At 65.1% G+C, this 26,147-nt stretch carries 20 protein-coding genes; 6 read left to right on the forward strand and 14 right to left on the reverse strand.

Translation table 11 applies throughout. The annotated features are described in order from the left end of the window. Nucleotides 1-25: 25 nt before the first annotated feature. The gene (locus tag I6F17_RS27650; RefSeq protein ID WP_225126217.1) at nucleotides 26-838 is read right to left on the reverse strand and encodes an N-acetylmuramoyl-L-alanine amidase; all 813 of its coding nucleotides are present in this window, start codon (nucleotides 836-838) and stop codon (nucleotides 26-28) included. Between the two features lie 399 nt (nucleotides 839-1,237). Here I6F17_RS27650 and I6F17_RS27655 point away from each other — a divergent pair, with 399 nt between their 5' ends. Then, entirely contained in the window at nucleotides 1,238-1,993 is a 756-nt protein-coding gene (locus tag I6F17_RS27655; RefSeq protein WP_225126215.1) for an outer membrane beta-barrel protein, read from the forward strand. 99 nt (nucleotides 1,994-2,092) lie between these two features. On the opposite strand, the gene I6F17_RS27660 is transcribed toward I6F17_RS27655, so the two are convergent. The 4 genes from I6F17_RS27660 to I6F17_RS27675 all read right to left on the reverse strand — a co-directional run bounded on the left by I6F17_RS27660 (nucleotide 2,093) and on the right by I6F17_RS27675 (nucleotide 5,918). Beyond that, nucleotides 2,093-2,989, reverse strand: a complete 897-nt coding sequence (locus tag I6F17_RS27660) for a TauD/TfdA family dioxygenase (RefSeq protein WP_225126203.1) — start codon at nucleotides 2,987-2,989, stop codon at nucleotides 2,093-2,095. A gap of 147 nt (nucleotides 2,990-3,136) precedes the next feature. Beyond that, on the reverse strand, nucleotides 3,137-4,420 hold the full coding sequence (gene ispG / locus I6F17_RS27665) for a flavodoxin-dependent (E)-4-hydroxy-3-methylbut-2-enyl-diphosphate synthase (RefSeq protein WP_036038529.1): 1,284 nt from the start codon (nucleotides 4,418-4,420) through the stop codon (nucleotides 3,137-3,139). A gap of 13 nt (nucleotides 4,421-4,433) precedes the next feature. Beyond that, nucleotides 4,434-5,387 (reverse strand): DMT family transporter, encoded by a 954-nt coding sequence (locus I6F17_RS27670; RefSeq protein ID WP_036038531.1) that lies wholly within the window; start codon nucleotides 5,385-5,387, stop codon nucleotides 4,434-4,436. A gap of 36 nt (nucleotides 5,388-5,423) precedes the next feature. Next, a complete protein-coding gene (locus I6F17_RS27675; RefSeq protein WP_036038532.1) occupies nucleotides 5,424-5,918 on the reverse strand; it encodes a transcriptional repressor in 495 nt (164 codons plus the stop codon). Between the two features lie 154 nt (nucleotides 5,919-6,072). On the opposite strand from I6F17_RS27675, the gene I6F17_RS27680 reads away from it, so the two are divergent. Genes I6F17_RS27680 through I6F17_RS27690 form a run of 3 tightly spaced genes read left to right on the forward strand, consistent with a single transcriptional unit; the run spans nucleotide 6,073 to nucleotide 9,270 of the window. Beyond that, nucleotides 6,073-6,555: a MarR family transcriptional regulator gene (locus I6F17_RS27680; RefSeq protein WP_036002289.1), complete on the forward strand. Its 483-nt coding sequence runs from the start codon at nucleotides 6,073-6,075 to the stop codon at nucleotides 6,553-6,555. Then, nucleotides 6,548-7,711, forward strand: a complete 1,164-nt coding sequence (locus I6F17_RS27685) for an HlyD family secretion protein (RefSeq protein WP_225126201.1) — start codon at nucleotides 6,548-6,550, stop codon at nucleotides 7,709-7,711. Before I6F17_RS27680 ends, I6F17_RS27685 begins: the two co-directional genes overlap by 8 nt. Nucleotides 7,712-7,722: 11 nt before the next feature. Next, nucleotides 7,723-9,270 carry an MDR family MFS transporter gene (locus I6F17_RS27690; RefSeq protein WP_225126198.1) on the forward strand — a complete coding sequence of 516 codons (1,548 nt, stop codon included), beginning with the start codon at nucleotides 7,723-7,725 and terminating at the stop codon, nucleotides 9,268-9,270. Between the two features lie 194 nt (nucleotides 9,271-9,464). Here I6F17_RS27690 and I6F17_RS27695 read toward each other — a convergent pair whose 3' ends face one another. From I6F17_RS27695 to pcaF, 6 genes are all read right to left on the reverse strand, one after another. Further along, nucleotides 9,465-10,526, reverse strand: coding sequence for an ecdysteroid 22-kinase family protein (locus I6F17_RS27695; RefSeq protein ID WP_225126197.1), 1,062 nt, complete (start codon nucleotides 10,524-10,526; stop codon nucleotides 9,465-9,467). 72 nt (nucleotides 10,527-10,598) lie between these two features. Beyond that, nucleotides 10,599-12,287 (reverse strand): methyl-accepting chemotaxis protein, encoded by a 1,689-nt coding sequence (locus I6F17_RS27700; protein ID WP_225126196.1) that lies wholly within the window; start codon nucleotides 12,285-12,287, stop codon nucleotides 10,599-10,601. Between the two features lie 263 nt (nucleotides 12,288-12,550). Continuing rightward, nucleotides 12,551-13,153, reverse strand: coding sequence for a protocatechuate 3,4-dioxygenase subunit alpha (pcaG, locus tag I6F17_RS27705; protein ID WP_036038542.1), 603 nt, complete (start codon nucleotides 13,151-13,153; stop codon nucleotides 12,551-12,553). Continuing rightward, nucleotides 13,154-13,855, reverse strand: coding sequence for a protocatechuate 3,4-dioxygenase subunit beta (gene pcaH / locus I6F17_RS27710; RefSeq protein ID WP_036038544.1), 702 nt, complete (start codon nucleotides 13,853-13,855; stop codon nucleotides 13,154-13,156). It lies immediately after the preceding gene. A gap of 123 nt (nucleotides 13,856-13,978) precedes the next feature. After that, nucleotides 13,979-14,872, reverse strand: a complete 894-nt coding sequence (locus I6F17_RS27715) for a dioxygenase (RefSeq protein WP_225126195.1) — start codon at nucleotides 14,870-14,872, stop codon at nucleotides 13,979-13,981. Nucleotides 14,873-15,021: 149 nt separating this feature from the next. Further along, the gene (pcaF, locus tag I6F17_RS27720; RefSeq protein WP_225126194.1) at nucleotides 15,022-16,230 is read right to left on the reverse strand and encodes a 3-oxoadipyl-CoA thiolase; all 1,209 of its coding nucleotides are present in this window, start codon (nucleotides 16,228-16,230) and stop codon (nucleotides 15,022-15,024) included. 318 nt (nucleotides 16,231-16,548) lie between these two features. On the opposite strand from pcaF, the gene mutS reads away from it, so the two are divergent. After that, entirely contained in the window at nucleotides 16,549-19,287 is a 2,739-nt protein-coding gene (gene mutS, locus I6F17_RS27725) for a DNA mismatch repair protein MutS (protein WP_225126193.1), read from the forward strand. A gap of 120 nt (nucleotides 19,288-19,407) precedes the next feature. Here mutS and I6F17_RS27730 read toward each other — a convergent pair whose 3' ends face one another. The 3 genes from I6F17_RS27730 to I6F17_RS27740 all read right to left on the reverse strand — a co-directional run bounded on the left by I6F17_RS27730 (nucleotide 19,408) and on the right by I6F17_RS27740 (nucleotide 23,003). Continuing rightward, a complete protein-coding gene (locus I6F17_RS27730; RefSeq protein WP_225126192.1) occupies nucleotides 19,408-21,084 on the reverse strand; it encodes a PAS domain-containing methyl-accepting chemotaxis protein in 1,677 nt (558 codons plus the stop codon). 368 nt (nucleotides 21,085-21,452) lie between these two features. Continuing rightward, nucleotides 21,453-22,262, reverse strand: a complete 810-nt coding sequence (locus tag I6F17_RS27735; RefSeq protein WP_036038553.1) for a hypothetical protein — start codon at nucleotides 22,260-22,262, stop codon at nucleotides 21,453-21,455. Nucleotides 22,263-22,493: 231 nt separating this feature from the next. Next, a complete protein-coding gene (locus I6F17_RS27740) occupies nucleotides 22,494-23,003 on the reverse strand; it encodes an OsmC family protein (protein WP_036002314.1) in 510 nt (169 codons plus the stop codon). Between the two features lie 242 nt (nucleotides 23,004-23,245). Here I6F17_RS27740 and I6F17_RS27745 point away from each other — a divergent pair, with 242 nt between their 5' ends. Further along, a complete protein-coding gene (locus I6F17_RS27745) occupies nucleotides 23,246-26,035 on the forward strand; it encodes a [protein-PII] uridylyltransferase (RefSeq protein WP_036038557.1) in 2,790 nt (929 codons plus the stop codon). Nucleotides 26,036-26,147: the final 112 nt, after the last annotated feature.

Below are 26,147 nucleotides of genomic sequence, written 5' to 3' on the forward strand. Positions count from 1 at the left end.
CGGAGCGCTGAACGACCTGAGCCAACTACCGCTTCTCGCAAAACTCCCTCATCGCGGCCGCGACGGCTTGTGCGACCGCCTCGTGTCGCTCCGGCGAGTTCATCTCCATTTCCTCGTCGCGATTGATGATCGAGCCGGCCTCGAGCAGCACGGCGGCGCTGCGCGTGCGCGACAGCACGACTAGGCTGTCATAGCGATAGACGCCGACGTCCTTGTCGAGCAGCTGGCGCCGGTAGCGGCCCATCACCGGCAAGGTGTACTGGCTCGCATAGTGCAGGCCCTGCTGCTTCAATTGCCGGCCGATCATGCGAGCCAGCATCAGGCTGGTGGCGAAGTGCGGATTCTGCCGCGACACGAACAGCGAATGGCCGGAAAAGCGATCGCTGAAATAGCTCTTTGCGCCGTCGAACTCCCAAGTCTCGAGCAGCTTGTCCGGCACCGAATCATGATGGACCGACAGGAACAGATCGGCGCGGCCTTGGTTCGCAGCGCCGACGCGCTTGAACAGGCTCGGCCGTGCCTTGCCGTCGGTGACGAGCAGGCGGGTTGCGGCAAAGCCTTCGGATTTGAGCTTGGCCGTGATCAGCCGCGCGAGGCGGAAGTTGAAGCCGAATTCCGGATCATTGCGCGCGCTCAACGCGCCGTAGGAGTCCGGCGTGTGGCCGACATCCACGACGATCCGGAATTTCGGCGTCTCGCACTTGAACGAAGGTGAGGGTTTCGGCCCATGTCTCGCACTCTTTCGCGCGATAGCAGCCTCGCCGGCCGTGACGAATGCAAGCGATGACAGAACGATCGAGGCGACCAGCCCGACGATGACGCTCCGCAGGTGCCTCAAGCGCTACTCCGCTGCTGCTCACGCATGCCGGTGCCGGCACCGCTTTCGGTGAGGAAGTTGTAGTCTTCCGGGACGAAAGATGACGCGACCTTCGGCGGCGCTTTTTGCTTTTGATCACCTTGACGCAGGGAGGTCCGAGCGTCAACGCGCGGTCTGACCCAGGGCGCCCCCTTGTCTTGGGCGATCAGGTCGACATCGCGTCGGCAACTAAGTAATTGAGACAAAATGAAAATGCCGATCGTGTCGTTGCGCGATTCGGCACACTGGCAATCGCGCGATTCCCACGCTCGCGGAGATTGTCGGCGACTGTTGCGGCGGAGCGACGGACGGACGCGCAACTAGCCGGTATTTAGGGCGGGGTTTGAATTCGAATCGTCCATTGAATGTCTACGGGGTCAAATGAAGAAACTCGCATTCGCAACCGCCGCTCTGATGGCGCTGTTCACAGGCGCGGCGTCGGCCGCTGACCTTGCAGCCCGACCCTACACCAAGGCACCCGCAATCGCCCCCATCTACGACTGGAGCGGCTTCTACGTCGGCATCAACGGCGGTGGTGGCTGGGCCGACAAGTGCTGGGATATCTACAACGATGCCGGCTTCACCGTTGCGCCGCCCTTCCGGGAAGGCTGCCACAATGCGAGCGGCGCCACCGTCGGTGGTCAGATCGGCTATCGCTGGCAGGCCACCAATTGGGTGTTCGGTGTTGAGGCGCAGGGCAACTGGGCCGACTTCACCGGCTCCAATTCCAGCTTGTTCTACGGCAATTTTACCAACCGCTCCAAGGTTGATGCGCTCGGCCTATTCACCGGCCAGGTCGGCTACAGCTGGAACAACGTTCTCTGGTACGTGAAGGGCGGCGCCGCCGTCACCCACGACAAGTACGAGGGCGTGATCACCAGCATCGACTTGGTGTTTGATCGCGCCAACGAGACCCGCTGGGGCGGCGTCGTAGGCACCGGCTTCGAATTCGGTTTTGCGCCGAACTGGTCGCTGGCGCTCGAATACGATCACCTGTTCATGGGCCATCGCGACATCACCTTTAGCTCGTCGATCGTTCCGGGGGTCACGCGCGGTGATACGATCCGCCAGGATGTCGACATTGTCACCGCCCGCATCAATTACCGCTTCGGTGGCCCGATCGTCGCCAAATACTGACTTTGGCACTTCTTCGACAAACGAAGCCCCGGTCTCGCGTCCGGGGCTTTCCTTTGCGCGAAGCCGACTGATTGATGTTGGTCTCCCGAGCCCGGCCCATTAGACCGGCCTCTCTCCCTTCACCGTCACGCGCGTGCCCGAGCGTGTGTGCGGCCAGTAGTCCCACATCGCGCGGTGCTGGGTGCAGCGGTTGTCCCAGAACGCGATGGCGTTCTCGGTCCAGCGGAAGCGGCACTGGAACAGCGGGTTTTCGGCGTGCTGGTAGAGATAGGCAAGCATCGCGTCGCTCTCGTCGCGCGGGATGCCGTTGATGTGGCGGGTGAAGCCGCGGTTGACGTAGAGCGCCTTCTTGCCGGTGACCGGATGCGTGCGCACGACGGGATGCTCGGCATGGGGATAGGAGGGACGATCGGCAACGCCATAATTGGCATAGAGGCCGCGATAGATCGGCTCGCCGTCATGCAGCGCCGTTAAGCCATGGAGATAGGCCTTCATGCGCTCCGACAGCGCCTCATAGGCCGCATACATGTTGGCGAACAGCGTGTCGCCGCCGCGCGGCGGGCATTGCTTGATGTAGAGGATCGAGCCCATCGGCGGCTCGAGATCGCAGGAGACGTCGGAGTGCCAGCCCTCGCCATTGGCGCGCGGCGAGTTCTTGTCAGCATAGATCTTCATCAAGGCGGGGTCTTCGTCCTCATGCGGGGCGGCGGGATGAAAATGCAGCTCGCCGAACTTGCGGCCGAAGGCGAGGTGCTGCTGCGGCGTGATGTGCTGGTCGCGGAAGAAGATGACGAGGTTTTCGGCGAGCGCGCGGTGGATCTCGTCCATCTGCCGGTTGGAGCGGGCATCGCCATCGACGAGCTTGCCGATATCGACGCCACTGATTTCCGCGCCGATGATGGGAGTGAGCTTTTCGACGGCGATGGTCTCATAAGGCGCGCCTTCGTCCGCGGTGTGACGATAGCGCGGGCCCTGCTTGCCGGCGAGTGAGCTCATGGCGTGTCTCCCGATCGTTTTTGATTGGGAGCCATCGTAGCAACGTAGGGCGGGTTAGCGAAGCGTAACCCGCCACTTCGCGTCCGCAAAAATAAGGCGGGTTATGCTGCGCTAACCCGCCCTACGATTCCGATGTTGAAGAGATGCTTACTCCGCCGCAGGCGCCGGCACCTTGGCGCCCTGGCCGTAGCGCTGGTCGATGTAGTCGATCACCAGCGCCTTGAAGTCGGCGGAGATGGTGGGACCGCGCAGCGTGCGGAACTTCTTACCGTCGACGAAGACGGGCGCGGCCGGCGCTTCGCCGGTGCCGGGCAGCGAGATGCCGATATTGGCGTGCTTGGACTCGCCGGGGCCGTTGACGATGCAGCCCATCACCGCGACGTTGAGCTCTTCCACACCGGGATATTTGGTCTTCCAGGTCGGCATCTCGTCGCGGATGAAATCCTGGATCGAGCGGGCCAGCTCCTGGAACGTGGTCGAGGTGGTGCGGCCGCAGCCGGGGCAGGCGGCAACCAGCGGCACGAAAGTGCGGAAGCCCATGGTCTGCAGGAGCTCCTGGCCGACCTGCACCTCGCGGGTGCGGTCGCCGCCGGGCTCGGGCGTCAGCGAGATACGGATGGTGTCACCGATGCCCTGCTGCAAGAGGATGCCGAGCGCGGCCGAGGACGCCACGATGCCCTTCGAGCCCATGCCGGCCTCGGTGAGACCGAGATGGATGGCGTAGTCCGAACGGGACGCGAGATCCTGATAGACCGCGATGAGATCCTGCACCGCCGAGACTTTTGCCGAGAGGATGATGCGGTCCTTGGGCATGCCGAGCTCTTCGGCGCGCGCCGCCGAGAGCAGCGCCGACTGCACCATGGCCTCGCGCGTCACCGCGCGCACGTCGCGCGGATTGGGCGAGGCCGCGTTCTCGTCCATCAGCTTGGTCAAAAGCTCCTGGTCGAGCGAGCCCCAATTGGCGCCGATGCGCACCGGCTTGTTGTTCTTGTTCGCGATCTCGATGATGTCGGCGAACTGGGTGTCACGCTTGTCCTTGAAGCCGACATTGCCGGGATTGATGCGGTATTTGGCCAGTGCTTCCGCACAGGCCGGATAGGCCGCGAGCAGCTTGTGGCCGATATAGTGGAAGTCGCCAATCAAGGGCGTGGTGATACCGCGCTTGGCGAGGCCGTCGCGGATGTGCGGAACGGCGGCTGCGGCCTCCTCGCGGTCCACGGTGATGCGGACCATCTCGGAGCCGGCGCGCGCGAGCGCTGCGACCTGGGCGATGGTGCCTTCGACATCGGCGGTATCGGTGTTGGTCATCGACTGCACGACGATCGGCGCACCGCCGCCCACGGCGACGTTGCCGACCTTGACCTGGGTGGTCCGGTGCCGGGGCGCCGGGCCCGCAATGTCTGAATCGAGAGGGTTTTCGAGCTTGTTCATGGTGGTCCAAATATCAGGTTTTGGTGACGTTCAGCAATGCATCGCGCGGCGCCGCAACCGATGGGCTGGGACGGTTAACCAGAAAAAGCCCAGCAATTACAAGGACCGCTGCGGCCCCGAATGTCAGGCTCAGGGTGTCATGCATGATGAAATAGCTACCCACCACGCCAAACAAAGGGGTGATGAAGGTAAAAGCGGACAATTTGCTGGCCGAATAGGCCTTCACGAGCGCGAACCAAAGCGTGAACGTGGTTCCGACCACCCAGATCGCCTGGAACGCCATCAGGCCGAGCGACAGCGGCGACGGAGTGTGGGTGATGGATTCGCCGAACAGCCAGGCCGCCAGCCCCAGGATCGGGATCGAGGTCGCGACCTGATAACCCAGGGCCTTCTCGGGCGCGGCGAAGCGCAGCCGCGTGCCCTTGGCAACCAGCGTCGTCGCGGCCCACAACGCGGCGCCCCCGACGATCATGAGATCGCCGAGCAGAACCTGCGAATCGACATTGGGCTGGGGCACGCCGATCGCAAGCGCCACGCCGGCAAAGCTGATGGCAAGGCCGAGCCATTGCGAGGCGCCGAGACGCTCGCCGAGCACCTGGTAGGAGCCGAGCGCCACGAAGAACGGCGCGGTGTAGAGGAACACCACCGCACGGGAAGCAGACGTGAAGTGCAGCCCCTGGAAGATCAACACGAATTCGATGCCGAACATCAGCCCGGCGATCAGGCCCGGCTTCCAGGTGCCGTCATTCTCGAAGAATTTGACACCGCGAAAGGTGCCGATGAGGAACAGCACCGGCAGCGCGCCCATCGAGCGGATGGTGGCCTGGAGCATCGGCGGAATGTCCGGCAGCACCAGCTTCACCGCGATCTGGTTGAATCCCCAGGTCAGGCACAGCATGAGCATCAGGGCGATGGCGCCGGCACTGAGGGGACGGCCGGCGGACGGTATGGCTTGAGGTGCGGACATTTCTTCCCAAAAATCCGGCTTTGCGCCGTTGTTGCTTCAAGACATTTTCTGACAATGCGTGCAGACGCCCGTGATCTCCACCACAGACAGCTTTGGCGCGAAGCCTGAGCTGCGCGCGGCGGCGTTGAGGTCCTTGGCGAAGGACGCCGAGGAGATCTCGCCGACGAGGCCGCAGCGCTCGCAGATCAGGAACGCCACCGCGGAGGTCGAATCGTGGTCGTGGGCTGCGCAAGCGAGATAGGCGTTGCGGCTTTCGATGCGATGCACGAGGCCGTTGGCCATCAGGAAATCAAGCGCACGATAGATCGTGATCGGTGCCGGCCGCGCCATCGACTTGGCGAGCTCGTCGATGATCTCGTAGGCGCCGAGCGGGCGGTGGCTGGAGAGCAAAGCACTCAGCACCTGGCGGCGGATCGGCGTGAATTTCTGCGCTCGCTGCTGGCAGACCACCTCGGCATGCGCGAGCGCGTCCGCGGTGCAGCGGCCGTGATCATGGTCAGGCGCGGGGAATGCCGGCTTTGCGAGGCTCATGTCGCCGTCTTCTAGCATTTCGGCGGGGGAACCCAAAGCACGACGAGCCGTCCGGCTGCCAGCCATGCTCCTCCCGCGGGACAGCACCGCGCCACCGGCCCGTGAAAAATCATAAGCTTGCTTATAATATCCAAGCTTATTGGAGACGACGCTCATGAGCCGCGGGTCGGTTGACCAGAATTTCCTGTTCACGCTCGGTGAGCTCTATCGCCTCTTGCGCGTCTATGCCGACAAGGAGGCGTCGCGCTTCGGCATCACCCGGGCGCAATGGGCGGTGCTGGCCAAGGTGGAGCGCAGCGAGGGCATGAAGCAGTCCGAGCTCGCCGAGCTCCTGGAGATGCAGCCGATCACGCTGACGCGGCTGATCGACAAGCTCTGCGACAATGACTGGATCGAGCGCCGCAGCGACGCTTCGGATCGCCGGGTCAAGCGCCTGTACCTTAAGAAGGCCGGGCGGCAATTGCTCGGCCGCATGAGCGGCCTGAAGTCGGAGCTGACGGCGAACGCACTCGACGGCATCAATCCGGCGGATGCACATCGCCTCCTCACCCAGCTCGAAACCATCAAGGAAAACGTGCGAACCGCGATCCAGGCATCCGGCGCGGAGCAAGCACGCAAGGAGCAGCGCCATGGCTGATCAGGTCGTCAAGTTGCAGCCCGAGCAGAAGAGCGACAGCGGCAAGCCGACCAAGAAGGCCGGCACCGATCCGCGCCGCCGCCTGCTGGCGGGCCTGCGCCGCTATCGCCGTTTCCTGCTCCTGGTCGTGCTGCCTGTCATTGTCGCCATCGGCGGCGTCACCTTCTATCTGCATGGGGGCCGCTATGTCGGCACCGACGATGCCTATGTCGGCGCACAGAAGGTGCTGGTGACGCCCGACATCTCCGGCAAGATCCTGAAAGTGATCGTGAAGGAAGGCCAGTCAGTCAAGCGGGGCGACGAACTGTTCGAGATCGACCCTGTTCCGTTCCGCCTGGCGGTGGAGGAGGCCAAGGCGCAGCTCGCGCAGGCGCGCACGACCTATGACAACCTCGTCGCCAACATCAAGATTTATGGCGACATGCTGGGCCTCGCCCAGCAGGGCATCGATCTGAAGCAGCGCGACGTCGAGCGCAAGCAGGCGCTGGTGAAGAACAATTTCGGCTCGCAGCTCGACCTCGACAACGCCTCGAATGCGCTGGTCACCGCCGGGGCGCAGGCGCAATACATCAAGCAGCAGCTCTCCAACGCAAAGACCCAGTTGCTCGGCAACCCCGACCTGCCGCTCGAGCAATTCCCGCCCTACGCTCAGGCAAAAGCCAAGCTGGATGACGCGCAGCGCAACCTCGACCACACCGTGCTGCGCGCGCCGATGGATGGAGTGGCGACGCAGGTCGAGCAGATTCAGCTCGGCCGCTATGTGCCCGCCGGCACGCCGGTGTTCTCCATCATCGACATCGCCCATCCCTGGGTCGACGCCAATCCGAAGGAGAGCGACCTCACCTATGTCACCGAAGGCCAGTCCGTCACGCTCGAGGTCGACGCGTTCCCGAACCATGTCTTCAAGGGCAAGATCGGCTCGCTCTCGCCCGGCACCGGCGCGCAATTCGCGATCCTGCCGCCGCAGAACGCCATGGGCAATTTCGTCAAGGTGGTGCAGCGCGTGCCGATCCGCATCTATTTCGACGAGACCGACAAATATGTGCGGAAGCTGAAGGCCGGCATGAGCGTCTACGCCACCATCGACACCGGCCATCGGCGCTCGCTCGCCGGCCTGCTCGGCCTGTCCGCGACCGCGGGCCAGGATAAAGAATAAGGATTGGCACGATGTCCGGCAGCCTGATGGTCCCCGGCCTGCGCCGGAACATGGTGACGATCTGCGCCATGACCGCGACCATCATGCAGGCGCTGGACACCACCATCGCCAACGTCGCGCTGCCCTACATGCAGGGCACGCTGTCGGCCTCGCAGGACCAGATCAACTGGGTGCTGACCTCCTACATCGTCGCCGCCGCGATCATGACGGCGCCGGTGGGCTGGATCGCCAATCGCTTCGGCCGCAAGCGCATCTTCATCATCTGCGCGGCCGGCTTCACCATGGCGTCGGTGCTGTGCGGCCTCGCGCAGGACATCAACCAGATGGTGCTGTTCCGCCTGCTGCAGGGCGTGTTCGGCGCAGCGCTGGTGCCGCTGTCGCAATCGGTCATGCTCGACTATTACACGCTTCAGGAACGCGCCAAGGCGATGGCGATCTGGGGCATGGGCGTGATGATGGGCCCGATCATGGGCCCCTCGCTCGGCGCCTGGCTCACCGAGACCTATTCCTGGCACTGGGTCTTCTTCGTCAACCTGCCGTTCGGCATCATCACCGTGCTCGGGCTGATCGTCTTCATGGACGAGACCGAGAAGAACATCAGCCTCAGATTCGACTGGTTCGGTTTCGCCGCGCTGGCGGTTGCGATCGGCGCGCTGCAGCTCGCGCTCGACCGCGGCGAGCAATTGGGCTGGCTGGAATCGAACGAGATCCTCGCCGAGTTCATCGTCTCGGCCGTCGCGTTCTACTTCTTCCTCGCGCATTCCTTCACGACCTCGACCCCGTTCATCCGCTTCGCCCTGTTCCGGGACCGCAACTTCGTCACCGGCTGCCTGTTCATGATCGTGATGGGGCTCGTCCTGTTCTCGACCATGGCACTCGCCTCGCCCTACATGCAGAACGTGATCGGCTATCCCATCATCACCGCCGGCCTGCTGCTGGCGACCCGCGGCATCGGCACCTTCTTCGCCATGATGCTGGTCGGCCGCATGATGCGTTATATCGAGGCGCGCACGCTGATCATCTGCGGCCTGACGCTAACGGCGGGCTCGCTGTTCCAGATGACCGGCTGGACCGATCTGACCCAGGTGCCGGAGATCGTCACCGTCAGCGTCATCCAGGGTTTTGGCTTCGGCCTCGTCTTCGTGCCGCTCTCGACCGTGGCGTTCCTGACGCTGTCGAACGAGCTGCGCACCGACGGCACCGCGATGCTGACCCTGATGCGCAACGTCGCGAGCTCGGTCGGCATTTCCGTCGTCATCGCGCAATTGACGCAAGGCACGCGATGGACCTACGCGATCCTGTCCGAGCACATCAACCCGTTCAACCACGCACTGCAGATGCCCGGCGTCAGCGGCATCATCAATCTGTCGACCGACACCGGCCGCGCCATGGCCGACAGAATGGTCAACGTGCAGGCGCAGATCATCGCCTTCGCGCACGACTACCAGCTGGTGATGCTCTTCATCCTCTGCACCATCCCGCTCGCTTTGCTGATCGGCTCGACCAAAGCCACGCTGCGCAAGCAGGCGGCGGGGCCGGAGCATGCGGTGATGGAGTAGACACGCTCGATCGACAACCTCCGCTGTCGTCCCGGACAAGCGTCAGCGCAGATCCGGGACCCATAGCCACCGGCAGATGCGGGCACCCGGAGTTATCACTTTCGCAACACGACTGCATTCCGGGAGTATGGGTCCCGGATCGGCTCGCGCTTTGGGCGCGCTTGTCCGGGACGACATCGGCATCGGAGCGCCCGCTATAGCAGCTCCTCGCAGCCCAAATCATCCACGGCCGCAAACGCCCGCTCCAGATTGTTCCACCAGATCAGCGGCGGGATGTTGATGCTCCACTGCCAGACCGGCCGCATGATCTGCCAGAGCACCGCCCAGCGATAGTCGCGGTCGAGCGCGCCGCGCGTGTAGCCGGTGATGCCGCTCTCGACCAGCGTGTCGTGGTAGAGATTGAGCAGCAGCCGTTCGAGCGCCTGCCGGCGTTCCGGATACCAATGCATCGCCATCATGTAGGCGAGGTCGTGGGTCGGAACGTTGATGCTCCAGAGATCGAAATCGAAGATGCGCACGGTGTCATCGACGCCCGTACGCGGCAGCAGGAAATTCCAGACATGGGCGTCGCCATGCGTGATGCTGAGGTGGCGGCGTGAATGGTAACGCTGGGACAGCCGCTCCGCCTGATCGATGAGCCGACGGTAGAGGATCCGCCGCTCTTCGCTGAGGCGATCGCCGAGAAGATCGGCAAAGCGGTCGTAATGCCCCGCGAACGTCTCCATGCGTTGCGCGCTGTCCTCCACGCTGGCCCAGGTGCCGAGGGTCTCGCCGAGGCTCGGATGGTCCCACCAGGCTGCATGCCAGCGTGCGAGCGTGGTGACGATGGCGAACGTCTGCTCGCGCGCCGGCGGCACCGGCCAGGTTGTCGCGATCTCGTGGCTGTCGGTGAGATCCTCCAACAGCAGATGCCAGGTGGGGCCGTCCTCGTCGAAATGTCCGTCAAAGCAGCGCGGCGCGAGTCCCGCCGGCATCTGCGGCACCAGCTGCGTGTAATAGTCCACCTCGCGCCGACCGCCATTGGCGAGGCTCGCGGCGAAAGCGGCATTGGGAGTCTTGAGGATCAGCGACTGCGGAGCACCGGCGGACTCGCCGACATAGCGCAGCCCGAGCCTGACGATATGCGACACCACTGTATCGCGCTGATGCAGCACCTTCACCTCGCGGACGGCGCCTGCATCCAGCGCGCCGCCCCGGCGCAGCGCGGCCGTCAGTCGGGCGGGCTCAACGACCGCCGGCAATTGTGGAGATGTCATGAACCAGGATGCCCCTGTCCCCGTCATACTGCACGATCACAATCCCGGGCACCAACGGCGGCTGGCGTCCGGTCAAGCGGCCGCGGTCGATTCGCGGACGGTCCTGACCACGACCGACCGCAGCTGCTCGAGATTGGCCGCCATCCCGGTGATCGCCTGCCTCACATCCGCGGCGCGCTGGTTGACGGAGGCGGCATCGCGGCTGACGTCGCCGATCTTGGCCGAGACCTCCTGTGCGGCGGAGGCCGATTCGGAGATCGACCGCGTGATCTCCCGGGTCGCGGCATCCTGCTCTTCCATCGCGGCAGCGACCGAGGTCGCCACGCCGTCGATCTCGATGATGTGGCCTCCCATGGCCTCGACGGCGTCGACCGCGGCCTGCGTCGAGGTCTGGATCTCGGCAATCAGCCGCCCGATCTCCTCGGTGGACTTGGCGGTCTGGTCGGACAGCGATTTCACTTCGGCGGCAACCACCGCGAAGCCGCGGCCGGCCTCGCCGGCGCGCGCCGCCTCGATTGTCGCGTTGAGCGCGAGGAGGTTGGTCTGGCCTGCGATGCCGCCGATGAGGTCGGAGACCTCCGCGATCTTCTTCACCGATCCGGCCAGCGCCTGAATGGTCGAACGCGCCTGCTCGCGGCCGGCGACGGCCGATTTGGTGACGCTGCTGGTCCGCGCGACCTGGCTGGTAATCTCGCGGATCGAGGCGCTCAACTCTTCGGCCGCAGCGGAGACGGCCTGCGAACTGCCGAGCGCCTGGGTCGAGGCCGCCGCCACGGCTTGCGACTGCGCAGAGAGCGACTTTGCGATCTCAGAGAGGCCGGAAGCGGCTTGCTCCACGCCCTGCGTCGCCGCGGTCGCGGTATCGACCGAGCGGCCGGTCTCGCGTTCGACCGTTTCGGCCATCTGATGCAGGGCGGAGCGCTTGGCAAGCGCCGCCGCCTGCTCCTGCCGCAACTGCTCCTCGCGCAGACGGGAGTTCTCGACCGCCGCCTGCTTGAACACCACAAGCGCGCCCGCCATCGAGCCGACCTCGTCCTGGCGCTGGGCGAACGGAATGTCGGCGGCGAGATCGCCCGTCGCGAGCTTCTGCATCGTGTCCGTCATGCGCACGATCGGGCGCACCACGCCGAGGGCAACACCCAGCAGGCCGGCGGTAACGAAGGCGAGGACGGCGATGGAGACGCCGAGGAGGATATAGAGCATCGCGCTGTCGCGGTCCGCGGCCAGCTTCTCCATGGCGGCATTCCGCTTGTTGGCACTCTCGACGATGCTGTCGATGACGGCGCGGTGCGCGGTATAGGCCGCCTTGAGCTGCGCATAGACGCGCTCGGAAGCCGCCGCGTCCTTGGCCTTGAGGGCGAGCAGAAGCTGATCCGATGCCTTCCAGAATTTCTGCACCTCCGCATCGGATTTCGACACCAGCGCGGTCTTGAGGTCGGCCGAGAGGCTCGAGGAGACCCAGAACGCCTTGCGCTCGTCGTAGTCCTTGCGGAGCTGGACCAGACGCTCGCCGTGGGCCGCCAGCTGATCCGGCTCGCGCATGGCCAGCGTCGCCTCGAGATAAGCTTCGATGATGTATTCGGGCGGCGGCAGGATGTCGGCGATGAGGTCGTTGCCGAGCTTTATGTCGGAATAGAGCGGACCGCCGACCTTGAGCTCTTTTAGGGCGTACAGGCTGGTCGAAACAACGGCGGCGAAACCAATGGCGAGAACGACGCCAAACGCGACGATCGCAGAGGACAAGGACAGACGAAATTTCATGAAACAATCCAGGTCGGCGTCGAAACTGCGGCCACCCTAGACGACTACGGTAAATACGGGATTGATTCGCGCCGGAATTGTATTTCACGAACCCCGCATGAATACGGAGATTAGGCGTCAAGTCATCGGTATTGAGTCAGCGAGGCTGACGCACAACCGCGCAAATTCAACGTTCGAGTCTGATGCGGCAACGCAGCACCGGCTCCGATGCGCCGAATGAGATATGTGTGCCGAGGAGCAGGCCTCCCCGGCACGCCCTGCCCTCATACGTCGAAGAACACCGTCTCGTTGTCGCCCTGCAGGTGCAGGTCGAGCCGGTAGACCGGTTTGCCGGCCTCGCGGACCGCAGTGATCGTGGCGCGGCGGTCGGCAGGCACCAGCGCCAGCACGGGATCGGCGGCGTTGCCGGCCTCGTCGTTGAAATAGATGCGGGTGTAGAGATGCCTGAGCATGCCGCGGCCAAACACCGCAACCAGGATGTGCGGCGCCTGCGGCTTGCCCGCGGGATCCGGCACCGCGCCCGGCCTGATGGTCTCGAAAGAATAGTTGCCGTCCTTGTCGGTGCCACAGCGGGCAAAGCCGCGGAAGCTCGCATTCGGCAGCGCGCGCTTGTCCTGGGGATCGGCGAAGCGGCCCTGCGCATCCGCCTGCCAGATCTCCAGCATGCAATCGGGGACGGCCACGCCGTCGCCATCGAACACCCGGCCCTCGATGCGGATGCGATCGCCGGTGACATCGGGCGTCAGCGTCGAATTGGTGAACGCGTCGTTCCAGGCGTACTCGCCGGTCGGCGTCAGGCCGTATTTGAAGAACGGACCGACCGTCTGCGATGGGGTGATCCCGTCGGGCTTCGCGGACTCTTGCACTTAATGGCTCTCCATGGGGGTGGCGTCTTTGCCGCGCAGCACGATGTCGAAGCGGTAGCACAGCGCCCATTCGGGCTGGGTATTCTCCAAGTCGAACGACGAGACCATCCGCGCCCGCGCCTTCTCGTCCGGCACCGAGTTGAAGATCGGGTCGAACGCGAACAACGGGTCGTTCGGGAAATACATCTGCGTCACCAGGCGCGTGACGAAGGAATGGCCGAACACCGACAGATGAATGTGCGCAGGCCGCCAGGCGTTGTGGTGATTGCCCCAAGGATAGGCGCCGGGCTTGATCGTCACGAAGCGATAATAGCCGGACGCATCGCTCACGGTGCGGCCCGCGCCGGTGAAATTCGGATCGAGCGGCGCCGGATGCTGATCGCGGACGTGAACGTAACGGCCGCAGGAATTGGCCTGCCAGATCTCGACGAGCGAGTTCGGCACGCCGCGGCCGTCCTCGTCGCGCACATGGCCATGCACGATGATGCGCTCGCCGAGCGGCTCGCCCGCGTGCTGGCGGGTGAGGTCGTTGTCGCCCTCGCGCACGGTCTCGTGGCCGTAGACCGGCCCGGTCAGCTCCGACAGCGTATGGGGCATCGGAATCAAGGGCTTGTTCGGCGCGCGCTTGATCGAGCTCTTGTAGTCGGGCGACAGCGGCAGCGGATGCGCCGCGTTGCTGCCGGTGGGATAGATGAATGTCATTGGCGAACTCCTCCCCGGCCGTTTTCGGTCCGGCCGGCCAACTCTTCCGCCAATCATTATAGGATATAACTAATTTGGGAAAGCCGGTTTGGCGGCGTTCCCGCGCATGGCAGCCGGCCGCTGCTACCTGATCGGCGCACGCGGAAGCACGGCCTCTCCGGCCTCGAGCCGGTAGGTATGGTCGAGCGAATACCAAGGCAACGAGGCGTCCTTCGCCGTCGGATGCGGCGTATCGTGGCGCACGAACTTGCCGATCAGCGCTTGCGTCACACCGAACTGCACGTCGCTGTCGATATGGGGGTCGCTGGGATCATAGACCTGCGAGATCAGCACCTTGAATCCCGGCTTGAAGATCAGGGCATGCAGATGCGCGGGACGATAGGGGTGGCGGGCCTGCGCCGCGAGCAGGCGGCCGACGACACCATCGGTCGGAATGGGATAGCCGATCATCATCACCGAGCGGAAGGAAAAGCGCCCGTCGGAATCGGTCCTGAACTTGCCGCGCAGGTTCATGTCGGCCTGCTCGGGGTCCTGATTCTCGTAGAGGCCGACCGGCGAAGCGTGCCAGACATCGACCTCGGCACCGGCGACGGGCCGGCCATCCTGATCGACGACGCGGCCGCTGACGAACAGCGTGGCTCCCGGTGTCTGCGAGCGCACGATCGATCCGCCATTCTCGACTCGGGGCGAATTCAACCGCCAGAACGGCCCGAGCAATGATTGATCGGTCTCCGTATTGCCCTGATCGCCGTTGTTGAGCAGGCACACCAGCGAGGAGACGCCGAGCGACCCCGCCATCAGCACGACTTCGTTATGCGTGTCGGTGGTCAGCTTGCCGAGCTCGGCCACGATCGCCGTGGCATCGCGGAACTCCTTCTCGGTCAGGCGGACATCGCGGACGAAGGCGTGCAAATGCTTGACCAGCGACACCATGATCTCGCGCAGCCGCGGATCGGACGTCCGCTCCATCACCGCCAGGGCCGCGGCCGTGACGTCCTTCTCGCGCTCGATGATCATGGTACGGTCCTCTCACTTTCGTCATGGCCGGGCTTGTCCCGGCCATCCACGATCTTCTCACAGCACCAAAAACGTGGATGCCCGGGACAAGCCCGGGCATGAAGAGTCCGGGCACCAAGCCCCGGGATGACGAGACGCTACGCGTCTCGTCAATTCACCTTCTCGATCGCGACGGCGACACCCTGGCCGACACCGACACACATGGTGGCGAGCGCGAGCTTGCCGCCGCGCTTCTCCATGCCGTGCACGGCAGTGAGCGCGAGGCGGGCGCCGCTCATGCCGAGCGGATGGCCAAGCGCGATGGCGCCGCCATGCGGATTGACGAAATCGGCGTCATCGGCGACGCCGAGCTGGCGCATGCAGGCGATGCCTTGCGAAGCGAAAGCTTCGTTCAGCTCGATCAGGTCGAAATCGCTGATCTTCTTAGCCAGCCGTTCCATCAGCTTGCGGGTCGCCGGCACCGGGCCGATGCCCATGATCCGCGGCGGCACGCCGGCCGAGGCGAGCCCGAGGATGCGTGCCCGCGGCGTCAGGCCGTGCTTCCTGACCGCGGCCTCCGAGGCCAGGATCATGGCAGCGGCGCCGTCATTGACTCCGGAGGCATTGCCGGCCGTGACGGTGCCGGGATTGCGCACGATCGGCTTCAGCTTGGCGAGACCTTCCAGCGTGGTCTCGGGGCGCGGGTGCTCGTCCTTATCGATGGTGATCGGGCCGGCCTTGCCGCCGGGAATGGTGATGGGCGTGATTTCCTCCGCGAAATAGCCGGCGGCGATCGCGGCGCCTGCGCGCTGCTGCGAGCGGATGGCGAAAGCGTCCTGGTCGGCGCGCGAGACCTGGAACTCCTCAGCGACGTTCTCGCCGGTCTCCGGCATGGCGTCGACGCCGTACTGCGCCTTCAGCAGCGGATTGATGAAGCGCCAGCCGATGGTGGTGTCGAAGATCTCGGCCGAGCGCGAGAAGGCCTCCTGCGCCTTGCCCATCACGAACGGCGCGCGGGTCATCGACTCGACGCCGCCGGCAATGGCGAACTCGATCTCGCCGGAGCGGATGGCGCGGCCCGCGGCGCCGACCGCATCGAGGCCCGAGGCGCAGAGCCGGTTCAGAGTCTGGCCGGGAACCGAATCCGGCAGGCCCGCCAGCAGCAGCGCCATGCGCGCGACGTTGCGATTGTCCTCGCCGGCCTGGTTGGCGCAGCCGAAGAACACCTCGTCCACCTGCGCCCAGTCGAGATTGGGGTGCTTGGCCATCAGCGCCTTGATCGGGGCGGCGGCGAGATCGTCGGCGCGCACCTTGGCGAGTGAGCCGCCGAAACGGCCGATCGGGGTCCGCACGGCATCGCAGATAAAGACGTCACGCATCGTTGTTCTCCCTGAATGCCGCGATCCGGCCAAATTCTTCAATGTCGGCGGAGTTTTAGGAGGGCACCCGCGGCAGGTCAATTGACGGTTTCGCGGGGCAGGCGTCATTCCGGGGCGCGCCATTTTGCGCGAACCCGGAATCCATTTGGCGGCGTGACGTGCGGCCCGATGGATTTCGGGATGCGCCGTTCCGGCGCATCCCGGAATGACAGCGGAAAATGTGCTAGCCGCTTCCGCTACACGGACAACGTGGAAAACCTCCGCTTCCCGGCCTAAGCGATAGGAGGAGGTACCGAAATTTTGTAGGTTGCGCCGCCCATGACGATGCAACAGCCGATACAAGTTCCGCCCGCCGACGAACCGCCCGCGCCGCAGGCCGAGGCTGCCGCGCGCGTCACGCCGATGATGGAGCAGTATCTGGAGATCAAGGCAGCGCATCAGGGCTTGCTGCTGTTCTACCGGATGGGCGACTTCTACGAATTGTTCTTCGAGGATGCCGAGATCGCTTCAAAGACGCTCGGCATCGTCCTGACCAAGCGCGGCAAGCACCAGGGCGCGGATATCCCGATGTGCGGCGTGCCGGTCGAGCGCTCAGAGGATTATCTGCATCGTCTCATCAACGCCGGGCACCGGGTCGCGGTGTGCGAGCAGACCGAGGATCCCGCGGCTGCGAAAGCGCGCGGCAACAAGAGCGTGGTGCGCCGCGGCGTGGTGCGGCTGGTGACGCCGGGCACGCTGACCGAGGACACGCTGCTGGACGCGCGTGCCAATAATTACCTGCTGGCGATCGCGCGCGCCCGCTCCTCCGCCGGCGGCGACCGCTTCGGCCTTGCCTGGATCGACATCTCGACGGCCGAATTCATGGTCACCGAGGTCTCCGGCGGCGAGCTCGCCGCGACGCTGGCGCGCATCAACCCGAACGAGGCGATCGTCACCGACGCGCTCTTTGGCGACAACGAGCTCGGCCAGACCTTGCGCGAGCTGCCGGCCGTGACGCCGCTGACCCGCGACGTCTTCGACGGCGCCACTGCCGAGAAGCGCCTCTGCGACTATTTTGCCGTCGCGACCATGGACGGGCTGGCGCAGCTGACGCGCCTCGAAGCCACCGCCGCGGCCGCCGCCGTCACCTATGTCGACCGCACCCAGGTCGGCAAGCATCCGCCGCTGTCGCCGCCCGCGCGCGAAGCCTCGGGCGCGACCATGGCGATTGACCCGGCCACGCGCGCCAATCTCGAGCTGACGCGCACCCTCGCCGGTGAACGCCGCGGCTCGCTACTCGACGCCATCGACTGCACCGTGACCTCGGCAGGCTCCCGCCTGCTCGCGCAGCGTCTGGCCGCGCCGCTGACCGATGCGCCGGCGATCGCCCGGCGGTTAGACGCTGTCAGCGCCTTCGTGGCCGATTCCGCCGCGCGCGAGGACATCCGCAGCATCCTGCGCGGCGCGCCCGACATGTCGCGCGCTCTGGCCAGACTCTCGGTCGGCCGCGGCGGGCCGCGCGACCTCGCCGGCATCCGCGACGGCATCATCGCCGCCGACCAGGTGCTGACGCGGCTCGCCGAAATGGATCAGCCGCCGCAGGAAATCGCGGCGGTGATGGCGGCGCTGCAAAGACCGTCGCGCGCGCTCGCATCCGAGTTCGCCAGCGCGCTCGACGAGCAGCTGCCGCTGATCAAGCGCGATGGCGGCTTCGTGCGCCAGGGCTACGAGCCCGCGCTCGACGAAGCGCGCAACCTGCGCGATGCCTCGCGTCTGGTCGTGGCCTCGATGCAGGCCCGTTACGCCGACCAAACCGGCGTGAAGGGTCTCAAGATCCGGCACAACAACGTGCTCGGCTATTTCGTCGAGGTCACCGCCCAGCACGGCGACAGGCTGATGTCGCCGCCGCTGAACGCGACCTTCATCCATCGCCAGACGTTGGCGGGACAGGTGCGCTTCACCACCGCCGAGTTAGGGGAGATCGAGGCCAAGATCGCCAATGCCGGCGACCGCGCGCTCGGCCTCGAGCTCGAGATCTTCGAGCGGCTCTGCGCCAAGGCGCTCGCGATCAGCGACGATCTGCGCACTGCCGCGCAAGGCTTTGCACTGCTCGACGTCGCGACGTCACTGGCCAAGCTCGCCGTCGACGAGAACTATGTGCGGCCCGAGGTCGACGGCTCGCTCAGCTTTGCCATCGAGGCCGGCCGCCATCCCGTGGTCGAGCAGGCGCTCAAGCGCAACGGCGAGCCGTTCATCGCCAATGCCTGTGACCTCTCTCCCGCGCCGGCGCAGAAGTCAGGCCAGCTCTGGCTGCTCACCGGTCCCAACATGGCCGGTAAATCGACCTTCCTGCGCCAGAACGCGCTGATCGCCTTGATGGCCCAGATCGGCAGCTTCGTGCCGGCCACGCGCGCGCGGATCGGCATCGTCGACCGCCTGTTCTCGCGCGTCGGCGCCGCCGATGATCTCGCCCGCGGCCGCTCCACCTTCATGGTGGAGATGGTCGAGACCGCGGCGATCCTGAACCAGGCCGGCGAGCGCTCGCTCGTGATCCTGGATGAAATCGGCCGCGGCACCGCGACCTTCGACGGCCTCTCGATCGCCTGGGCCGCGATCGAGCACCTGCACGAGAGCAACCGCTGCCGCACATTGTTCGCGACGCATTATCACGAGCTGACTGCGCTCGCGGCCAAGCTGCCGCGCATGTTCAACGCCACGGTGCGGGTGAAGGAATGGCAGGGTAACGTCGTGTTCCTGCACGAGGTGCTGCCGGGCTCGGCCGACCGCTCCTACGGCATCCAGGTGGCGAAACTCGCCGGCCTGCCGCCGGCGGTGATCACGCGCGCCAAATCGGTGCTCTCCAAGCTGGAGGCGCAGGATCGCGGCCAGACCGCGCGAGCCCTGGTGGACGATCTGCCGCTGTTCGCAGTGCCCTCACGCGCCGCCACTGAAGCCGCGCCGCCGAGCGAAGCGGAGCTGCTGATGGAGGCGGTGAAGGCGCTGCACCCCGACGAGATGTCGCCGCGCGAGGCGCTCGATACTCTGTATGCGCTGAAGGCGAAGCTGCCGAAGCAGTGATGGTGCCGTCGGGTGGGCGAAGCGGAGCGTGCCCACCGCTCCATGAAGCGATCGGGGAGAGATGGTGGGCACGGAGCGCAAAGAGCGCGCCTCTGCCCACCCTACAATTCCGAGCCCGGCCTACCCCCTCGCCGCGATCGCCGCGGCTTCCGCGGCGGCGCGCTGCATGCTGGTCGACATCTCGTTGGTCACCGTGCTCTGCTCCTCGATCGCGGCGGCGGTCGAGGTCACGTACTCGCTGACATTGTTGATGGCCTGCTTGATCGAGCCGAGCGCGCTGACGACGTCGCCGGAGATGCTGTTGAGGCTGCCGATCTCCTGACCGATCTTGTCGGTCGCCTGCTTGGCCTGGTTGGCGAGACTCTTGACTTCGGAGGCGACCACCGCGAAGCCGCGGCCGGCCTCGCCCGCGCGCGCCGACTCGATGGTGGCGTTGAGCGCGAGCAGGTTGATCTGCCCGGTGATGTTGTTGATCATCTCGACGATGCCGCTCATCGCCTGCGCGGCCTCGGTGAGGCGCTGGGCCTGCGCGTCGGCGGCGCCGACCTGCTCGACCGCGCCCATCGCGGTCTCGCGCGACTTGGTCATGGCCTCGGAGATCTCCCGCACCGAGGCGTTGAGCTCCTCTGAGCCGGCGGCGACCGATTCCATCATGCCGCGCACGCGCTCGTTGCCCATGCGAACCAGGACCTGCTTGGTGACGTCGGTGGCGTATTTGACGACCTTGAACGGCTTGCCGTTGAGATCGAGGATGGGATTGTAGGAGGCCTGGATATAGACCTCCTTGCCGCCCTTGCCGATGCGCTTGTATTCGGCAGCCTGGTACTGGCCGCGATTGAGCGCGGCCCAGAACTCGCGATAGCCGGCGCCGTCGCGCTCGGAGGGCTCGACGAACATGCTGTGGTGGCGGCCCTTGATCTCGGCCAGCGAATAGCCGAGCGCGCCGAGGAAGTTGGCGTTGGCGGTGATGATCGTGCCGTCCATGTTGAACTCGATCACGGCCTGGGCCTTGTCGATCGCCGCGATCTGGCCGGCGAGATCGGCATTCTTCAGCTTCTCCGCGGTGACGTCGGTCGCGAACTTGACCACGCCGTACGGCTTGCCGTTTTCGTCGAGCAACGGATTGTAGGAGGCGAGGATCCAGACCTCGCGGCCGCCCTTGCCGATGCGCTTGAACTCGCCCGCCTGGTATTCGCCGCGGTTGAGCGCGGCCCAGAATTCGCGATAGGCCGGGCTGTTGCGATCGCCGTCGGCCACGAACAGGCTGTGATGCTTGCCCTTGATCTCGTCGAGCGAATAGCCTAGCGCCTTGCAGAAGTTCTCGTTGGCCGAGACGATGGTGCCGTCGAGATTGAACTCGATGACGGCCTGGGCGCGGCTGATGGCAGCGATCTTGGAGGCGTCCGTCATGCTGCGGATCTTCTTCGCGGTGATGTCGGTCGCAATCTTGGCGACCATCACCGTCTTGCCGTTGCCGTCGAGCACCGGATTGTAGGATGCCTCGATCCAGACCTCGTGGCCGTCTTTCGCGATCCGCTTGAACTCGCGCGCCTGATACTCGCCACGGTTCAATGCAGCCCAGAACGCCTTGTACTCGGCGCTGTCGCGCTGGTCGGCCGGCACGAACATCGAGTGATGCTTGCCCTGGATCTCCTCGAGCCGGTAGCCGAGTGCGTCGAGGAAATTCTTGTTGGCCGTGACGATCGTCCCATCAAGGTTGAATTCGATCATCGCCTGCGAACGGCCGATGGCATCGAGCCGCGCTTGTGCATCACCGTGGGACTTGCGACCGAACATCAGGAAATCTCCATCTCGAAATTGAGCCGAAGGGGATGTCCCCACCGGTATCAAGGAACTGATCGTGCAGCAGTGCTGGCATATTCCAATCGCGCTCCCCCGGATCCGATTGAGTTGGATGCAGCTCCGTTACGTTTTGTACGAACAGCTGCGGAAGCGAGCGAGCAGCCTGATTCCTACGGCAAAAGCTCGAACAAAGTTCTAATTTTACTGTCGGGAATTCGACGGGGGTGGCCCTCCGCGCGAGGACGCTGGAGCTCACACTGGAACAGCACGGCAGGACTTGAAATGATGGCGCTCATTCAACGGTTTGATCTGAGCAGGCCACATCGGCTTCGCGCGACGTCGCGTCGCGCAAATCCGTAGTCTCACGGCATCGGCCGCGCACGACGCAAGGCGCGCCGTCCAATTCCCCACAGCGTCAGATTCCAGGCCACGCAGGTTGCGAGCGCGAGGCACAAGCCGGCGACGGAGCCGAACCACACGACTGCAACGTGCAGGACCGCAATCGCCATGCCAAATCCGAGCAGGCCCCAGGCGGAGTTGGCGAGCACGGCAGCAGTCGGCGGTCCACCGATGCGCGGATGCAGGATGACCATGATGCTGGAGAACACCACGGGAAAGAGTGCAATGATGCCGCTGATGCGCGGGCCGACCCAACTCGATGTCGAAACCACGATGGCGACAAGGGTCGCAACCAGCGCAGCGCGCATCGGCACATCGTACCAGCGGCGCGTCACCAGCGGCATCTTCGCATGGCGATAGCGCGCGAGCAGTGGAATGCAGATCCCGAACGCGATCAGATTGGCGGCGAGCCCCGCGGCGAGCGACCAGTCGAACTGGCGGATAATCGAGGCCATCCCGATCCATACCGCGAAAGCGCTTCCGCAACTCACCACGAGAGTGTGCCGCTGCGACAGCACAACGTAAGTGAGGCACATCAAGATCGTTGCCGCATTGACCGGCAGGCTCGCCAGCGCGCCCTGGGCGACGAACGCGGCGTCATGATCGATCGCAAGGAAGACGTAGGACGGCCCGGCCGAGACCGGCAGGGTCGCGATCAGCGCGCCGATCACGGGTCCCGAGCGCTCGGTGATGATCGATGCCGTCACCACGAACGCCGCCGCGATCGCCATGCGCAGGAGCAGGAAGAGGAGGAAGTGGAGGTCGAGGGACATTTCTTGTTTTTGTGCCGGGCAAGCGACGCGCTGATCCCGAATTTACTCAGTCCGTCATTCCGGGGCGCGCGGAGCGCGAGCCCGGAATCCATAACCACAGGCCGCGATGCTTTAAGGAGGCTGGATCAACGACCGCCCGAAATCACGACGGCCTGGGGTTATGGGTCCCGGGCTCGCGCCAAAGAGCGCGCCCCGGGACGACACCGATTGCGGAGTGACAGCCTTCGCCCCTCACATCCTTTGCATCGATACCGAAACCTTCGGGCCGTTCTTGATGGTCTGGTAGACCACGCAATAGCGCTCGGTGAGCTTGAGCAGCAGATCGAGCTTGTCCTGCGGCGCTGACGTGTCGACCTCGAAGCGCAGGCGGATCTCGGCGAAGCCGACCGGGGTCTCCTTGTCGATGCCGAGCGTGCCGCGGAAATCGAGATCGCCCTCGGCGTAGACGTTGCCGGTCTTCAAGGGCACCTCGATCGCGGTCGCGACCGATTTCAGCGTGACGCCGGCACAGGCGACCAGGGCTTCGAGCAGCATGTCGCCGGAGCAGAGCTCGAGGCCGGAACCGCCTGTGCCCGGATGCAGGCCGGCCATCGCGATAGCGCGGCCGGTCTCGACCTTGCACGCGATGCCTTCGCTATCGGTGGAGCCCTTGGCCTTCAGCGTGATCAGCGCAGCCTTGGGATCGGTCTTGTAGCGCTCCTTGATCGGGGCCTGCATCTGGCGCAGCTCTGCAGCGTCCATCTTGTTCTCTCCCGGGGATATTGACGAGCGGTATAGAGCGCGATTGGTTTTGTGTCAGCCCATGATTGGTGGAGGCAGTCATGACCAGCCGGGATCCAGGAGAAAAATCTGAGCACATTCATGACGTTACCCCAGGCGCCGATATCGGTATCGAAGCCGATTCATCTGCGTGGCGAAACTCGCCGGTCGTCCCTTGCGAATGTCTCGTGACAGCGCCTGTCACCTCTTATATCCGGTAAGATATGGACAGCGTCGTGACTGAGCAGAAGGCCGGGGTGGACGAGCGCTTCGATACCGCGCGGATCACCGCCGCGGTCGATGCGCTTGCCGAGAAGCACGAGGGGCGCGAGGACGCGTTCCGCACGGCGATGGCGCTATTGCTCAAGGCGGAGCTGATCGCGGCGCGCGCCGCCGCCCAGGCGATCCTTCTGAAGGACCGCCACGGCCGCCGCTGCGCCGAGCGGCTGTGCCACGTGCAGGACGAGATCATCCGCATCCTGTATTCGGCCGCGACGCGCCATCTCTACCGCTCGCCGATCCCGAGCGGCGCCGAGCGCATGGCGGTGGTCGCGACCGGCGGCTACGGCCGCGGGCTGATGGCGCCGGAATCGGACATCGATCTGCTCTTCATCCTGCCCTACAAGCAGACCGCCTGGGGCGAGCAGGTCGCCGAAGCCATTCTCTATTGCCTCTGGGACATGGGGCTGAAGGTCGGCCACGCCACCCGATCGGTCGATGAATCGATCCGGCAGGCGCGCGGCGACATGACGATCCGCACCGCGATCCTGGAGACGCGCTTCCTCACCGGCGACAAGCCGCTCTATGACGAGCTGGTCGAGCGCTTCGACAAGGAGGTGGTGCAGGGCACCGCGTCCGAATTCGTCACCGCAAAGCTCGCCGAGCGCGAGGAGCGCCACCGCCGCGGCGGCCAGTCGCGTTATCTGGTCGAGCCCAACGTCAAGGACGGCAAGGGGGCCTTGCGCGACCTGCACACACTGTTCTGGATCGCCAAATACGTCTACCGCGTCCGCGATACCCACGAGCTGGTCGCGCGCGGCGTGTTCGACGCGCAGGAATATCGCAGCTTCCGCCGCTGCGCCGACTTCCTCTGGTCGGTGCGCTGCAACCTGCATTTCTACTGTGGCCGCGCCGAGGAGCGCCTCTCCTTCGATCTCCAGCGCGAGATCGCAATACGTCTCGGCTACACCTCGCATCCGGGCATGCAGGACGTCGAGCGCTTCATGAAGCACTACTTCCTGGTCGCCAAGGAAGTCGGCAACCTCACCGCCATCCTCTGCGCCAAGCTCGAGGACCAGCAGGCCAAGCCCGCGCCGGTGCTGAGCCGGGTGATGGCGCGGCTGCGACCGAGCGCAGTGAAGCGGCGCGTCCCCGACAGCGACGACTTCATCGTCGACAACAACCGCATCAACGTCGCCGCGCCCGACGTGTTCAAGCACGACCCGGTCAATCTGATCCGCATCTTCCGCCTCGCGCAGAAGAACAACCTCGCCTTCCATCCGGATGCGATGCGCGACGTGACGCGCTCGCTCGGCCTGATCAACGCGGGCTTGCGCGAAAATCCCGAGGCCAACCGGCTGTTCATGGAGATCCTGACCTCCGACAATGCCGAGATCGTGCTGCGGCGGATGAACGAGACCGGCGTACTCGGCCATTTCATCCGCGCCTTCGGCAAGATCGTCTCGATGATGCAGTTCAACATGTATCATCACTACACCGTCGACGAGCACCTGATCCGCTGCATCGGCTTCCTGCAGGACATCGAGCGCGGCGGCATCGAGGAGTTCGCGCTGGCGAGCGACCTGTTCCGCAAGACCCGGCCCGAGCACCGCGCGGTGATCTACATCGCAACACTGCTGCACGACGTCGCCAAGGGCCGTCCCGAGGACCACTCCATCGCCGGCGCCAAGGTGGCGCGGCGGCTCTGCCCGCGGCTCGGCTTCAGCCCGGCCGATACCGAGCTCGTGGCCTGGCTGATCGAGGAGCACCTGACGATGTCCACAGTCGCGCAGTCGCGCGACCTCTCCGATCGCAAGACCATCGAGAATTTCGCTGCCGTGGTGCAGTCGGTGGAGCAGATGAAGCTCTTGACCATCCTGACCACCGCCGATATCCGCGGCGTCGGGCCGGGCGTGTGGAACGGCTGGAAGGCGCAGCTCTTGCGCTCGCTATACTACGAGACCGAGCCGGTGCTGACCGGCGGCTTCTCGGAGGTCGACCGCGGCAAGCGCCTCGCCGCTGCGCACGCCGAATTCCGCATGGCCTTCGCCGAATGGCCGAACGACGAGCTCGACGCCTATATCGGCCGGCACTATCCGGCCTACTGGCTCAAGGTCGAGCTGCCGCGCAAGATCCGGCACGCCCGCTTCGTCCGCTCCAGCGAGCAGGCCGGCCACAAGCTCGCGATCAATGTCGGTTTCGACGAGGTGCGCGGCGTCACCGAGCTGACGATCTTCGCCGCCGACCATCCCTGGCTGCTGTCGATCATCGCCGGCGCCTGCGCCTCGGCCGGCGCCAACATCGTCGATGCCCAGATCTACACCACGACCGACGGCCGCGCGCTCGACACCATCTCGATCTCGCGCGAATACGACCGCGACGAGGACGAGGGACGGCGCGCCACGCGCATCGGCGAGATGATCGAGGACGTGCTGGAGGGCAAGCTGCGCCTGCCGGAAGTGGTGGCGCGGCGCACCGTGCGCAGCAAGGCGAAGCCTTTCGTGATCGAACCAGAGGTGACGATCAACAACCAATGGTCCGATCGCTACACCGTGATCGAGGTCTCCGGGCTCGACCGGCCCGGCCTGCTCTACGAGCTGACCACCGCGATCTCCAAGCTCAACCTCAACATCGCCTCGGCCCACGTCGCGACCTTCGGCGAGCGCGCGCGCGACGTGTTCTACGTCACCGACCTGCTGGGCGCGCAGATCAACGCGCCGACGCGCCAGGCCGCGATCAAGAGCGCGCTGACCCATGTGATGGCCGGCGACAAGGCGGTTCAGCCGGCGGCGTAGGACGCTCGGGGGATTCTCTCCACTCGTCATTCCGGGGCGCCGCGTAGCGGCGAACCCGGAATCCATTTATCGGTACCGTCGGTGTCGCCCGATGGATTCCGGGTTCGCGCTA

Origin of the sequence: Bradyrhizobium sp. NBAIM18 (assembly GCF_020193825.1) — a bacterium.
In the GTDB taxonomy this organism is placed as follows: domain Bacteria; phylum Pseudomonadota; class Alphaproteobacteria; order Rhizobiales; family Xanthobacteraceae; genus Bradyrhizobium; species Bradyrhizobium yuanmingense.

Bases quoted from the DNA above. Each gene is read 5' to 3' on its own strand.
- I6F17_RS27655 (WP_225126215.1), top strand. From the start codon at position 1,238: ATGAAGAAACTCGCATTCGCAACCGCCGCTCTGATGGCGCTGTTCACA.
- I6F17_RS27660 (WP_225126203.1), bottom strand. From the start codon at position 2,989: ATGAGCTCACTCGCCGGCAAGCAGGGCCCGCGCTATCGTCACACCGCG.
- ispG (WP_036038529.1), bottom strand. From the start codon at position 4,420: ATGAACAAGCTCGAAAACCCTCTCGATTCAGACATTGCGGGCCCGGCG.
- I6F17_RS27670 (WP_036038531.1), bottom strand. From the start codon at position 5,387: ATGTCCGCACCTCAAGCCATACCGTCCGCCGGCCGTCCCCTCAGTGCC.
- I6F17_RS27675 (WP_036038532.1), bottom strand. From the start codon at position 5,918: ATGAGCCTCGCAAAGCCGGCATTCCCCGCGCCTGACCATGATCACGGC.
- I6F17_RS27680 (WP_036002289.1), top strand. From the start codon at position 6,073: ATGAGCCGCGGGTCGGTTGACCAGAATTTCCTGTTCACGCTCGGTGAG.
- I6F17_RS27685 (WP_225126201.1), top strand. From the start codon at position 6,548: ATGGCTGATCAGGTCGTCAAGTTGCAGCCCGAGCAGAAGAGCGACAGC.
- I6F17_RS27690 (WP_225126198.1), top strand. From the start codon at position 7,723: ATGTCCGGCAGCCTGATGGTCCCCGGCCTGCGCCGGAACATGGTGACG.
- I6F17_RS27695 (WP_225126197.1), bottom strand. From the start codon at position 10,526: ATGACATCTCCACAATTGCCGGCGGTCGTTGAGCCCGCCCGACTGACG.
- I6F17_RS27700 (WP_225126196.1), bottom strand. From the start codon at position 12,287: ATGAAATTTCGTCTGTCCTTGTCCTCTGCGATCGTCGCGTTTGGCGTC.
- pcaH (WP_036038544.1), bottom strand. From the start codon at position 13,855: ATGACATTCATCTATCCCACCGGCAGCAACGCGGCGCATCCGCTGCCG.
- I6F17_RS27715 (WP_225126195.1), bottom strand. From the start codon at position 14,872: ATGATCATCGAGCGCGAGAAGGACGTCACGGCCGCGGCCCTGGCGGTG.
- pcaF (WP_225126194.1), bottom strand. From the start codon at position 16,230: ATGCGTGACGTCTTTATCTGCGATGCCGTGCGGACCCCGATCGGCCGT.
- mutS (WP_225126193.1), top strand. From the start codon at position 16,549: ATGACGATGCAACAGCCGATACAAGTTCCGCCCGCCGACGAACCGCCC.
- I6F17_RS27730 (WP_225126192.1), bottom strand. From the start codon at position 21,084: ATGTTCGGTCGCAAGTCCCACGGTGATGCACAAGCGCGGCTCGATGCC.
- I6F17_RS27735 (WP_036038553.1), bottom strand. From the start codon at position 22,262: ATGTCCCTCGACCTCCACTTCCTCCTCTTCCTGCTCCTGCGCATGGCG.
- I6F17_RS27740 (WP_036002314.1), bottom strand. From the start codon at position 23,003: ATGGACGCTGCAGAGCTGCGCCAGATGCAGGCCCCGATCAAGGAGCGC.
- I6F17_RS27745 (WP_036038557.1), top strand. From the start codon at position 23,246: ATGGACAGCGTCGTGACTGAGCAGAAGGCCGGGGTGGACGAGCGCTTC.